The following is a 12,556-nucleotide window of genomic DNA, read 5'->3' on the forward strand; positions in this document are numbered from 1 at the left end:
TGCGGCGCGACGCAGTCCGAGGCGCGCCTTTGCAGATCCGCCGACTGACGATTCGGGGCGGTACTATTCGGCTGCGCGCAACGGATTCGGAGGCTTGGCCGAATCGTCTGACTCGGATTCCTCTTCATTTGCCTCGCGCACCGACATGATTCGCTTGAGATCTTCCAGGCCCAGATCCGCGCCCTCGACCTCCATATAGGTGTCGCCAGCGGCGGCGGGCGCGGTGCCATCCGCCCAGATGATTTCGGGCGCACGCACGCGGCGCGCCGCGCGCTCCAGCGACCAGTCGCGCGCGGCGCGGCTGGCCCGGCCCATCGACATGGCGGCCAGCGCGCGTGCCAACCACGCCGCATAGGTGCCCAGCCAGACCCGCAGCGCGAGCATCGACGGGGTAAAGACAAGCGTGAGAACCGTCGCAATCCCGAGGCCAAAGACCACGGCGGTCGCCAACTGTTTCCACCAGAGCGCAGTCGGGCTGTCAAAGCTGTAGCCGCCATTCATGAAGTCGAGGCTAAGGCCGAACATCATCGGCGCAAGGCCCGCCATGGTGGTGATGGTGGTCAGCAGGACGGGGCGGATCCGCGCCTCGGCCGTGCGCGTGATCGCCTCGCTGCGGGGCATGTAGCGGCTGAACTCCTGATAGGTGTCAATGAGCACGATGTTGTTGTTCACCACGATACCGGCCAGCGCGACAATGCCCGTGCCGGTCATGATGATCGAGAATGTCTGTCCCATGACCAGCATCCCGATCAGCACACCCGTCGTGCTGAGGATGACCGCCAGAAGCACCAGAACCGAATTGTAGATGCTGTTGAACTGCGCCAGCAGGATGATGAACATGAGGCCAAGCGCCCCTGCGAAAGCCTTCATCAGGAAGGCACTTGATTCCTCCTGATCCTCCTGATCGCCGGTCCATTCATGGCTGACCGAGGCGGGCAGGGGGCCGCTGTCCAGCCATTCGGTCAGATAGACAATGCGTTCATTGGCGGTCAGCGGCTGGGTGGTCTCAGTGCCATCCGCGCCGGTGCGCGTGGTCGTCATGCCCGTGGCGACGGCCGCCTTGACGTCGAAATAGCGTTTCTGGCCGATCCGGTCGATCTGGGCCAGCTTGGGCACCGGCTGGCGTGTGATGAAATTGGCCAGCGGCACCAGCCCATCGTTGGTGCGCACCTTGAGCGCGTCCAGCGTGCTGAGCACACGGTCAGCCTCGGGCAGGCGCACACGGATGTCGATCTCTTCGTCCGACGAGGGCACGCGCATCTCGCCCAGCATCAGGCCGCGCGTGACAAGTTGCACCATCGCGCCGACGGTGGCCACATCCGCGCCATACTGGCCCGCTTTTTCGACATCGACGTCGATCTGCCAGTCGATGCCGGGCAGGGGCAGCGTATCCTCGATCAGGGTTAGGCCCTGAGTGTCCTCGAACTTGGCACGGGCCATGGCGGTCGCGGCCTGAAGTTCTTCCCAGTTGTCACCCGTCAGGCGCAGATGCACCGGCTTGGCCGAGGCGGGCCCGCCGGTCTGGCCGAGGATTTCGGTCTTGATGCCGGGAATGCGGGCCAGCGTATCGGTCAGCTCGGCGATGACCTTATCGCCGTCGATGGCCGGGTTGCTGATCTGGCGGTCCCATAGGCCCCACAGCCACGGGTCGGTGACGGTGCCGCGCTCGTCCCATGGGATCATCTCGAATTGCACCTGCCCGATGGTGTCGAGCGGGGGCTGCGCGCCGCCGGTGTTGTTGTTCAGCCCGCCATCCCCGGCAAAGGCAAAGGCCGAGGCGACGCCCGGCTGCGCCAGCACGGCAGTCTCGACCTGCGCGACCAGATCATCCTTTTGCTCGATCGACAGGTTGCCGCGCGCACGAACATAGACAATGGCCTGCTCGGGCTCGGACTCGACAAAGAACTCGGTGCCGTTGTTGTTCTGCATGTAGTAGATCAGCGTGGTGCCCACGATGACAAAGATCAGCCCGAAACTGACCAGCGGCATCACAGGGTTGCCGACGATGGCATGGATGACCCAGCCAAAAGGCGTGCGCCGGTAGCCCGAGCGCAGCGGTTTCGCAGCCGGGCGCAGGCGGCGCGGCACCATGCTGCGCCCCAGCCAGCCGGCGCCATTGGCAAGACGCCGCCCGAGCGCCAGAAGCCCCAGCAGGATCGCGGCCACGCCCGCCACGCCCGCGGCCGCCAGCAAGGCCGTGCCGACGCCAAGAACGAACGCGGTGGCAAGCGACGGGATGACTGAAGTGAGGATCGCGCCCATGTCGATCCCGGCAAAGGTCGCGCCGATCAGGGCAAGAAGCGGGGGCACGCCTGCACCCGCTGCCATGACCAGACCCGCCGCGATGGGAAATAGTGCCAGATGCCACAGCCACCAGCCGCCCGCGATCTGCGCCAGCTGCGCCGATGTCCAGTTTTCCATCCGGCCCGTGACGCCGCCCAGCACCGGCAGATAGACCAGCGCGACCAGCAGCGAGGCCGAGAGGACAAAGATCAGCGTGACTGGCAGCATCCCCATGAACTGCCCCGGCACCCCCGGCCAGAACAGCATCGGCAGGAAGGCGCAGAGCGTCGTCGCGGTCGAGCTGACGACAGGCCAGAACATCCGTTTGGCCGCCTCGACATAGGCGGTCATCGGCCCCGAACCCTCTTCGATCCGGCGGTCGGCATATTCGACGACCACGATGGCGCCATCCACCAGCATGCCAACGGCAAGGATGAGCCCGAACATCACCATGTTCGAAATTGTAATGCCCATGACCGCCATCAGTGCAAAACAGAGCAGAAATGATGTGGGAATCGCAAATCCAACCAAGAGCGCAGGCCGGATGCCCAGCGTTGCGAGCATCACGATCATGACCAATGCGATGGCCGTCAGCACCGATCCCTCCAGCTGGCTGACCATCGAGGCGACGGTGCGGGACTGATCGTTAGAGGTGCCCACATCGACGGCGGCCCGCAGTCCGGCAGGCCATCCGGCGCTGGCCTCGTCCACGGTGTCGCGCACCAGCTGCGCGGTGTCGATGATGTTGAAGCCCTTGCGCTTGACCACCTGTAGCGCGACCGTGGTCTCGGCGTTGAAGCGGGCGGTGCCGATCCGGTCCTCGAAGGTCAGATTGATGCGCGCCACATCCCCCAGCGTGACCACCCGGTTGCCGTTCACCTTGACCGGCAGGGAGTAAATGTCGCGGGTCTGGTCGAAAGAGGACGGGATCTTGACCGAGAAGGCGCCGCCTTCGCTGCGGACTTCGCCTGCGGCGATCAACAGGTTGTTGTTGCTGACGGCATTTATCAGGTCACCCGCCGTCACATCGTAGGATTCAAGGCGCAGCGGGTCGATCAACACCTCGACCATCTCCTCGCGTTTGCCCGCGATGCCAGCCTCCAGAATGGGCTCCAGCCCTTCGAGCCGGTCCTGAAGATCATTGGCGACCTGCGCCATCGTGCGTTCGGGCACATCGCCCGAGAGGTTGACGATGATGATGGGGAATTCGCTGAAATTGATCTCGTTCAGGGTGTATTTTTCGGCGCCTGTGGGGAACTTGGCCTCGGCGGCGCTCATCGCGTCGCGCACATCGGCCATGATGGCCGTCTTGTCCCAGCCGAACTCGAACTCCAGCGCGACCCCGGCGAAATTCTCGGACGCGGTGCCGCTCAGATCCTTCAGCCCGTCCAGATCGCTCAGCTCGGTCTCCATGACCTTGACCAGAAGTTTCTCGCTGTCCTCGGCGGAAATGCCGGGGAAGGGGACCGACACGAAGAGGGCGGGGATCTCGATATCCGGCTCGCCCTCCTTGGGCAGGCCGACATAGGCGACGCCCCCCGCCAGCAGGCTGAGGCCGATAAAGGCCAGCACCATCCGCGCGCGGCTGGCGGCCCAATCGACGATGCCGGTCACTGGATGATCTCCGCGGCGCTCGCGGCTGGCATGGCCTCATCCGTGGCCGGTGCAGGCTCTGCCGCGACCTCGTCGGGCGCCCTGCCGGCCTGATAGCTTGCCTCGACGGGCACGCCCGCGATGACGTATTCCTGACCGATCACGATGATGTCCACCGCCTGCGGCAGGTTCGAGACCCAGACGCCCTCTGCCGTGTCGCGGATCAACTCGACGGGGGCGAATTCGGCGCGGGCATCGACGATGTGGCGCACGCCGAGCACGCCGTCATTGTTCAGCGTCAGCGCCGATTGCGGAATCAGATGCGCATCGGTGCCGTCCGAGGCGATGGCGATCTCGGCAGTTTGCCCATCGCGCAGCGACAGATCGGCATTCTCCACGGTAATCTCGACCTGAAAGGTGCGCGTCTGGGGGTCAGCGGAGCGCGAGAGGAATGTCACCTCCCCCGTCACTTGACGCCCCGAGACCAGCCGCCCGCGCGCCGTGGCCCCCAAGGCGACGCCATCAACCTGCGTTTCCGGCACGAAGGCGGTCAGTTTGATCGGGTCAAGCTGTATGACAGTCGCGCAGAGCGCGCCGGGCTGCAAGAGCGCGCCAAGCTCGGCTGTGTCGGACTCGAGCAGCCCGGCAAATGGCGCAGCGATTTCGAGGCGCGCCAGTTCTTCGCGGGCGGTGGCCGAGGCGGCGGCGGCGGCCTCGATCCCGGTGCGCGCGGCGTCTAGGCCGGATTTGGCCGCCTGAACTGCGGCCTTGCCCGAACTCACGGCCGCGCGGGTGCTTGCCACGCGCGTTTCGGAGGCGAATCCGCTTTCGCTCAGCCGGGAGGCGGCGGTGTCATTGATCTGCGCCTCGGCCAGCTGGGCCTCGGCCTCGGCGAGTCGCGCTTCGGCTTCGGGGATGCGGGTCGCGGCCTCGGCGCGGCGGGCCTCGGCCTCGGCCAGCGCGGCCTCCCGCGTGCCGGGATGCAACTGGCAAAGAAGCTGCCCGGCCTCGACGAACGCGCCCTTGCGCAGCGGCTCGGATATGATGCGCCCTGACGTCTCGGCGCGCACATCGACCTGGCGCAGCGCCTCAGTCTGGCCGCGCAGCATGACGGCATTGTCGATGGTCTTGGCCCGGCTGTGGATGGCGACGACGCGGATGACATCGGGCGTATCGCCGCTGTCGTCGGGGGTGGCCTCGGCGGCCTCGGGCGCGTCGCCCGCCGTGTTTCCGCTGGGGGCGAGGGCCGCCACGAATTTGTCGCGCTCGAAGACGAAAGCGTAAATCAGCAGCGCAGCGGCAACCGCGGCGAGGATCGAAAACAGTCGCATATCAGCCCTTCTCAAGCGTTCCTCGCGCTCATAGCGCAAAAATCCCGCTACGTCATGATCCCTTTGTGCGGCCCTCAAGGGCCATTTTGCACCCGAGAACTATACGCTGAACTCGTCGGTTCAGATGTAATTTCTTGCGGCGCGCTGTGAAATTTTTCGCGGTGCATGGGTACGCAGCGATTTGCAGGCGAAATGGCCACTGGTATTCCTCCAGTCAAAAGCACCCTTGAGCGCTCTGCGGCTGGCGGCCCTTGGCACGCGCCGAATGAACAGCTAAGAGGGGAAAAACCGCAGCAAGACAAGGCAGGCACACCTCTCGTGAGCAATAATGACAGTTTCATCGAAGAGGTGAGTGAGGAGGTCCGCCGCGACCGCCTCTTTGGCCTCATGCGCCGTTATGGCTGGATCGCGGTGCTTGCCCTACTGATCATCGTGGGCGGCGCAGCCTACAACGAATGGCGCAAGGCGCAGGAGCGCGCCAGTGCCGAGGCGCTGGGGGATGCGATGCTGGGCGCGCTCGAGTTACCGGATCGCTCTGAGCGGGCAGGTGCGCTGGCCGATGTCACGCCTGCCGGGCCGGACAGCGCTGCGATACTGCAGATGTTGGCCTCTGCTGAGACGCTGGAGGGCGATCCTGCCGCAGCTTCCGCGCAATTGATGCAGATCGCGGCGATGACGGATATCCCGCTGATCTACCGCCAGATCGCGACGCTCAAGGCCGTGATGATCGACGAGAGCGGCATGGACACCGAGGCGCGCCGGGCGCGGCTTGAGGAATTGGCGCTGGGCGGCGGGGTCATCCGCCTTCTGGCCGAAGAGCAGCTGGCCTACCTCGAGATCGAGACTGGGGACGAAGCGGCGGCGATCGAGCGCATGAACGCGATATCGGCCGATGCCGGGGCAACGCCGGGCTTGCGCCGCCGTGCGACACAAGTGATTGTGGCACTCGGCGGCGAACCGATGCTGCCGGGGGGCACCGAGGCCAGTGCGCCGGAGGGCGCGATTGACGATGCGGCGGCCGTGGAGGCCGTCGAATAAACGGCCGAAAGCGCAGCAAGACAGCCAGGATTCGCCCTGCGAGCTGGCACCGACATAACGGGGACCATGGGACATGCACGCGGTGATGAAACGATCCAAAACTGTCGCAATGCTGGCCGCGCTGGCCATATTGGCCGCCTGCTCGGAGCCCGATCCGATCCTGCCGGGCAAGCGCGAGGGCCTGCGCGAAGTGCTCAGGTCAGATCAGGCCGAGCCCGCGGCATCAGAAGTGGTCGGCGCATCCGGCCCCAATGTCGCCGCGCCCGTGAGCCTGCCCGCACCCCGCACCAATGGCGAGTGGACGCAGCGCATCGGCTCGCCCGCCACGCGGCCCGCACATCCGGCGCTGTCCGCCTCGCCCAGCCTGATCTGGTCCGCGCCCATCGGCGCAGGTGATGGCGCGCGCCGCCGGGTCACGGCAGATCCGGTTGTTGCCGGTGGCCGCATTTTCGCGATGGATGCCTCGGCCACTGTCAGCGCAACGGCGCCTGACGGTACGACGCTCTGGACCTCCAGCCTTGTGCCGGCTGCTGATTCCCCCGCTGAGGGCAGCGGCGGCGGCCTTGCCTATGGTGACGGCAAAGTCTTTGCCTCCTCGGGTTTCGGTCGCCTCACGGCGCTCGATCCGGCCACCGGCGCCAAGATCTGGGAGCAGGAACTGCTGGAGAGCGCATCGGCCACACCCACGGTCATGGACGGGCTGGTCTATGTGGTCGCGGGCGACGGCACGGCTTGGGCGCTGGATACCGATACGGGCCGCATCCAGTGGCAGCTGACGGCCGCGCCCAACATCAACAACGTGCTGGGTGGACCCGCGCCCGCGATTTCCGACAAATACGCCGTCTTTGCCTTTGGCTCGGGCGAGGTGCAGGGCGCATTCCGCAAGGGCGGCTTGCGCCTTTGGGACGCTGTCATCGCGGGCCAGCGTGACGGCCTCGCCCAAAGCCTCGTTACCGATATCACCGGCGATCCGGTGATCGTCGGCGATCGTGTTTATGTGGGCAACCAGTCGGGCCGCATGGCCGCACTGCGCCTTGCCAATGGCGAGCGGATCTGGACGGCGAACGAGGGTCCGATGAGCCCTGTCTGGGCGACAGATGCCTCTATCTATCTTGTCTCGGACAAGAACGAGTTGGTGCGCCTGCGCGCCGAGGACGGCAGCCGCGTCTGGGGCACGAAACTGCCTCTCTTCGTCAAGTCCCGGCCCAAGCGGCAGGCCGAAGTCTTTGCCCATTACGGACCTGTCATGGCGGGCGGACAGCTGGTTGTTGCCTCGAATGATGGCTACCTGCGGTTCTTTGATCCGGTCTCGGGCGCGCTGCGCGGCAGTGTCGCCGTGCCCGGCGGTGCCACGACCAATCCAGTGGTTGCGGGCGGCGTTCTTTACGTCGTTGGCACGAATGGGCAACTGCACGCTTTCCGCTGACCGCATATTGCACTATGACGGCGGCTTGATCCGTCACGGAGCGCCAAAATGACCTTCAGCCTCGCTATCGTGGGGCGCCCCAATGTGGGCAAATCCACGCTTTTCAACCGCCTTGTGGGCAAGCGCCTGGCGCTGGTCGATGACCAGCCCGGCGTCACGCGCGATCTGCGCGAGGGTGCCGCGCGGCTGGGCGATCTGCGCTTTACCGTGATCGACACGGCGGGCCTTGAGGAGGCGACTGACGAATCATTGCAAGGGCGCATGCGCAAGCTGACCGAGCGCGCGGTCGATATGGCCGATGTGTGCCTCTTCATGATCGACGCGCGCACCGGGGTCACGCCCACCGATGAGGTCTTTGCCGATATCCTGCGCAAGCGCTCCAAGCATGTGATCCTTGCCGCCAACAAGGCCGAAGGCTCGGCCGCCGATGGCGGTGTGATCGAGGCTTATGGCCTTGGCCTGGGTGAGCCGATTCGCCTGTCGGCCGAGCATGGCGAGGGTCTCAATGACCTGTATTCGGTGCTGATGCCGTTGGCCGATGGTTTTGCCGAACGCGCCGAGGCGGATGCGCCCGAGGTCGATGTTGCCGTGGACGAGGATGGCGATGTGGACGCGCCGCGCGTGCCGACGGCCAAGAAACCGCTGCAAATCGCCGTGGTGGGCCGGCCCAATGCCGGAAAATCCACGCTGATCAACAAGATACTTGGCGAAGAGCGCCTCCTGACCGGCCCCGAGGCCGGGATCACACGCGATGCCATATCGCTTCAGATCGAGTGGGAGGGGCTGCACACCCGCATCTTCGACACCGCAGGGATGCGCAAGAAGGCGCGCGTGCAGGAAAAGCTTGAGAAGCTGAGCGTCGGCGATGGCCTGCGCGCGGTAAAGTTCGCCGAGGTGGTGATCGTCCTTCTGGACGCCGCGATCCCGTTCGAGCAGCAGGACCTGCGCATCGCCGATCTGGCCGAGCGTGAGGGCCGGGCCGTCGTTCTGGCAATCAACAAATGGGACGTCGAGCCTGAGAAGCAGCAAAAGCTGCGCGATCTGCGCGAGAGCTTCGAGCGGTTGCTGCCGCAGTTGCGCGGTGCGCCATTGGTCACGGTTTCGGCCAAGACGGGCAAGGGCCTCGATCGTCTGAGGATTGCGGTCGAAAAGGCGCATGACGTCTGGAATCGCCGCATCACCACGGCACAGCTCAATCGCTGGCTCACGGGCATGCTCGAGCAGCATCCGCCCCCCGCACCCGGCGGCAAACGTATCAAGATGCGCTATATGACACAGGCCAAGACGCGGCCCCCCGGCTTTGTCGTGATGTGCAGTCACCCCGACAAGCTGCCCGAGAGCTATTCGCGCTATCTGGTTAATGGCTTGCGCACGGATTTTGATATGCCGGGCACACCCATTCGACTGCACATGCGCAGCCAGAATGACAAGAACCCCTATAAGGCCAAGAAAAAGGCAGGCCCATCCAGCCTGCGCAAGCACCTGAGCAAGCCGGGCAAGTAAAGCGCCCGGCTGGCTTCAAAAGCGCCTCTGGAGCCGGTATCTCTGGCCCGCATCTCAGGTGCGCTTGATATTGTTCCCGCCCACTGCGATCAGCGCGGCGGCGCCTGCGGCGGCCAGCACCAGAACATAGGTCGAGCCGCCCGTGGCGTTCTGCACGCAAACGCCGATCAGCGCCCAGATGACGCCCGCCAGATACCCCAGCGCGTCGGGCCGCTGGCGCGCCACCCAAAGGGCAAGCCCCAGCGCAATTAGCAGCGCAAGGATCGCCGCGACCGTCTGGTTCATGGCCCCATAGCCCGCCGCCATCAGGCCAAGCGATACGCAGGACGCCGCCGTCAGCCACCCGGCGTAGAGTGCAACGGGCACGCGGCCCAGCCATTTGTCGGCGCCATCCCCGCGCGGGGCGTTCAGCACGGCCCAGACGGCAAAAGCCCACATGATCCAGATCAGCACCGTGGCCCAGACCGCGCTGGTCTGCGCGATGGGCAGCCACGTGGCCCCGACGACCAGCGTCACCAGGAGGGGCAGGCGCATCGCCTGCCACTGAGGGTCGCTGCGCCGCTGCCACACGCCATAGAGCGCCGCCGCGATCAACAATGCATAGATCAGCCCCCAGATGCCAAAGGCATAGCCCGCAGGCTGCACCGGCGGGTCGATCTGCGGGATCGGGAACTGGTCATCCTCAAAGCCGCCGAAACCGGGCGAGAGCAGGGGAGACAGGGCAAAGGCCAGCGTGGCGAGCAGGATGAGAAAGGGCATGGGGCAATCCTTGGGGTGAAATTTGGCAGGAAACCGGGCGCGCGTCCGCCCGGTTCCTCTCAGACCAGTTGGCCCTCGGCGCTCAGCACGGATTTGCCGCCCAGGTAGGGTTGCAACGCCTCGGGCAGGCGCACGGCGCCGTCGGCCTGCTGGCCGTTCTCCAGCACGGCAATCAGGCAGCGCCCCACGGCAAGGCCCGATCCGTTGAGCGTGTGCAGGAACTGCGGCTTGCCGCCATCTGCGGGCTTGAACCGCGCATTCATGCGCCGCGCCTGGAAATCACCGCAGACCGAGACGCTGCTGATCTCGCGGTAGGTGTCCTGCCCGGGCAGCCACACCTCGATGTCGTGGGTGCGCCGCGCGCCAAAGCCCATGTCGCCGGTGCACAGCACGATGGTGCGATAGGGCAGGCCCAGCTTTTCCAGGATGCCCTCGGCGCAGGTGGTCATGCGGTCCAGCTCTTCGCGGCTGTGGTCGGGGTGGGTGATGCTGACCATCTCTACCTTCTCGAACTGGTGCTGGCGCAGCATGCCCGATGTGTCGCGGCCCGCCGATCCGGCCTCGGAGCGGAAGCATTGCGTATGCGCGACATGGCGGCGCGGCAGGCTGGCGGCATCCACGACCTCGCCATTGACGAGATTGGTCAGCGGCACCTCGGCGGTCGGCACCAGCCACCAGCCGTCCGTTGTCATGTAGCTGTCCTCGCCGAATTTTGGCAGCTGCCCGGTGCCATACATCATTTCCTCGCGCACCAGCACGGGCGTCCACGTCTCTTCGAGGCCATTCTCGTCGACATGGGTGTCCAGCATGAATTGCGCCAGCGCCCGATGGATGCGCGCCACAGCGCCGCTGAGCACGACAAAGCGTGTCCCGCTCAGCTTGGCGCCCGCCTCGAAATCCATGCCGGGCAGGACGCCGGCCAGCTCATAGTGCTCTTTCGGGGCAAAATCATAGGTCGCGGGCGTGCCCCAACGGCGCAGCTCCACGTTGTCTTCCTCATCCGCGCCATCCGGCACATCCTCGAACGGCAGGTTTGGCAGGCCCAGCAGCATCTCGGCCAGCTCGGCGTCCAGCGCCTTGGCCTCTGTGTGCATCTGGGCCACCTCGGCCTTCTTTTCGCCGACGAGGGCGCGCAGCCGCTCGAATTCGGCGTCATCGCCCGAGGCCTTGGCCGCGCCCACTTCTTTGGAGGCCTTGTTCTGCTCGGCCTGCGCGCCTTCGGCAGCGGCGATCTTGGCGCGGCGGGCCTCGTCGAGGGCCAGAATGGCGGAGGATGCGCCCTCACCCCCGCGCCGCATCAGGGCGGCGTCAAAGGCGGCAGGGTTTTCGCGGATCGCACGGATGTCATGCATGGCTGGGCCTTTCGGATCGATGAATCAGCTGTTGCCTTGCGTTATGCACCAGTTTGCGCCGCACGCGCCAGCCCGCGCTCGGACCATATGAATACGGCCAGTGCCAGAAGCCCGACGATGCCAAAGCCCGCGACCAGCGGAACCACCGTGCCGTTGAACTGATGGCCGATGAAATAGGCGATGGGCAGCGCGATGAAATTCGACACCGACCCGATCAGCGCGGCGCCAAGACCGGCGATATGGCCCAAGGGCTCCATCGCGATGGCGTTGAGATTGCCGAAGAGAAGCCCGACGCAAAAGAACGAGGCGATCAGCCAGCCGATAAAGAGGGGCAGGGGCGGCACACCGCCCCATAGCGTCACTGGCACGGCAGCGATGCCAGCCAGCGCGATCAGCCCGAACAGCGCACAGCGCGTCAGAAAGCGCATCCCGAGCCGCATCACCAACAGCGAGTTGACCACCGCAGAGGCGCCGATCGACAGCGCCGTCATCCCGAAATATAGCGGAAAGAGCGCGCCCGCGTCATAGACGACCTCGTAGACCTGCTGCGCCGTGCTGAGATACGCCAGAAACGCGCCAAAGATCATGCCAAGCGCAATCGTGGTGCCCATGGCGGTCCGGTTGCGAAAAATCTCCTTGAGCCCGCGGCCAATGGCCCTGGCGGAGAACGGACGGCGCTGTTGCGGGGGCAGCGTCTCGGGCTGGCGGATGGCAAACCATGTGGCGGCGATGACGGCGAGCACGATCAGCACCAGAAAGGTTGCCCGCCAGCCGCTGAAATGGATCACGACCTGCCCCAGTGCCGGGGCGATGGTGGGCACGAGAACGAATATCGCCATGACAACCGACATGATGCGCGCCATGCCACGCCCCTCGTAGCCGTCGCGCACCAGCGCCAGCGTCACGATGCGCGGGCTGGCCGCGCCAAGGCCCTGAAGGACGCGGCCCGCGATCATCGCCTCCCAAGTGGTCGCCGTCAGCGACAGGATGCAGCCGAGGCCAAAGACGGCATAGCCCAGATAGATGATCGGCTTGCGCCCGAAACTGTCCGACAACGGCCCGGCAAATGCCTGTCCCACCGCAAAGCCCAGAAAGAGCGACGAGACGATCAACTGCACGTCATTGCCATCATCCACGCCCAGATCATGCCCGATGGTCGTCAGCGCCGGCAGCATCATGTCGGTCGAGAGCGCCACGATGGAAATCATCATCGCCATCATGATGACGAATTCCGGAAGCGGGAGGGGAATGATCGGTTTGCGCATGAGGTG

General features: G+C 65.5%; 8 protein-coding genes. 3 read left to right on the forward strand and 5 right to left on the reverse strand.

What is annotated here, in order from left to right:
* Positions 1–63: 63 nt before the first annotated feature.
* Together V8352_RS10590 and V8352_RS10595 are read right to left on the reverse strand one after the other, a co-directional pair.
* The gene (locus V8352_RS10590) at positions 64–3,897 is read right to left on the reverse strand and encodes an efflux RND transporter permease subunit (protein WP_336424260.1); all 3,834 of its coding nucleotides are present in this window, start codon (positions 3,895–3,897) and stop codon (positions 64–66) included.
* A complete protein-coding gene (locus V8352_RS10595) occupies positions 3,894–5,207 on the reverse strand; it encodes an efflux RND transporter periplasmic adaptor subunit (protein WP_336424261.1) in 1,314 nt (437 codons plus the stop codon). The genes V8352_RS10590 and V8352_RS10595 overlap by 4 nt, the downstream gene beginning before the upstream one ends.
* A gap of 318 nt (positions 5,208–5,525) precedes the next feature.
* Here V8352_RS10595 and V8352_RS10600 point away from each other — a divergent pair, with 318 nt between their 5' ends.
* The 3 genes from V8352_RS10600 to der all read left to right on the forward strand — a co-directional run bounded on the left by V8352_RS10600 (position 5,526) and on the right by der (position 9,174).
* Positions 5,526–6,245 carry a hypothetical protein gene (locus tag V8352_RS10600; protein ID WP_336424262.1) on the forward strand — a complete coding sequence of 240 codons (720 nt, stop codon included), beginning with the start codon at positions 5,526–5,528 and terminating at the stop codon, positions 6,243–6,245.
* 85 nt (positions 6,246–6,330) lie between these two features.
* Complete coding sequence (locus V8352_RS10605) at positions 6,331–7,671, forward strand: PQQ-like beta-propeller repeat protein (RefSeq protein WP_336424263.1); 1,341 nt, start codon at positions 6,331–6,333, stop codon at positions 7,669–7,671.
* Between the two features lie 48 nt (positions 7,672–7,719).
* Complete coding sequence (der, locus tag V8352_RS10610) at positions 7,720–9,174, forward strand: ribosome biogenesis GTPase Der (protein ID WP_336424264.1); 1,455 nt, start codon at positions 7,720–7,722, stop codon at positions 9,172–9,174.
* Positions 9,175–9,228: 54 nt separating this feature from the next.
* Here der and V8352_RS10615 read toward each other — a convergent pair whose 3' ends face one another.
* The 3 genes from V8352_RS10615 to V8352_RS10625 are packed head-to-tail and all read right to left on the reverse strand — an operon-like array spanning position 9,229 to position 12,550.
* Complete coding sequence (locus tag V8352_RS10615; RefSeq protein WP_336424265.1) at positions 9,229–9,933, reverse strand: TspO/MBR family protein; 705 nt, start codon at positions 9,931–9,933, stop codon at positions 9,229–9,231.
* Between the two features lie 59 nt (positions 9,934–9,992).
* Positions 9,993–11,285 (reverse strand): serine--tRNA ligase, encoded by a 1,293-nt coding sequence (serS, locus tag V8352_RS10620; RefSeq protein WP_336424266.1) that lies wholly within the window; start codon positions 11,283–11,285, stop codon positions 9,993–9,995.
* A gap of 41 nt (positions 11,286–11,326) precedes the next feature.
* Positions 11,327–12,550 (reverse strand): multidrug effflux MFS transporter, encoded by a 1,224-nt coding sequence (locus V8352_RS10625; protein WP_336424267.1) that lies wholly within the window; start codon positions 12,548–12,550, stop codon positions 11,327–11,329.
* Positions 12,551–12,556: the final 6 nt, after the last annotated feature.

It is taken from the genome of Roseovarius sp. D0-M9 (genome assembly GCF_037083805.1).
Classification (GTDB): Bacteria; Pseudomonadota; Alphaproteobacteria; order Rhodobacterales; family Rhodobacteraceae; genus Roseovarius.

Excerpts from the sequence above, each read along its gene's own strand:
- V8352_RS10595 (WP_336424261.1), bottom strand. The coding sequence starts at position 5,207 with ATGCGACTGTTTTCGATCCTCGCCGCGGTTGCCGCTGCGCTGCTGATT.
- V8352_RS10605 (WP_336424263.1), top strand. The coding sequence starts at position 6,331 with ATGAAACGATCCAAAACTGTCGCAATGCTGGCCGCGCTGGCCATATTG.
- der (WP_336424264.1), top strand. The coding sequence starts at position 7,720 with ATGACCTTCAGCCTCGCTATCGTGGGGCGCCCCAATGTGGGCAAATCC.
- V8352_RS10615 (WP_336424265.1), bottom strand. The coding sequence starts at position 9,933 with ATGCCCTTTCTCATCCTGCTCGCCACGCTGGCCTTTGCCCTGTCTCCC.
- serS (WP_336424266.1), bottom strand. The coding sequence starts at position 11,285 with ATGCATGACATCCGTGCGATCCGCGAAAACCCTGCCGCCTTTGACGCC.
- V8352_RS10625 (WP_336424267.1), bottom strand. The coding sequence starts at position 12,550 with ATGCGCAAACCGATCATTCCCCTCCCGCTTCCGGAATTCGTCATCATG.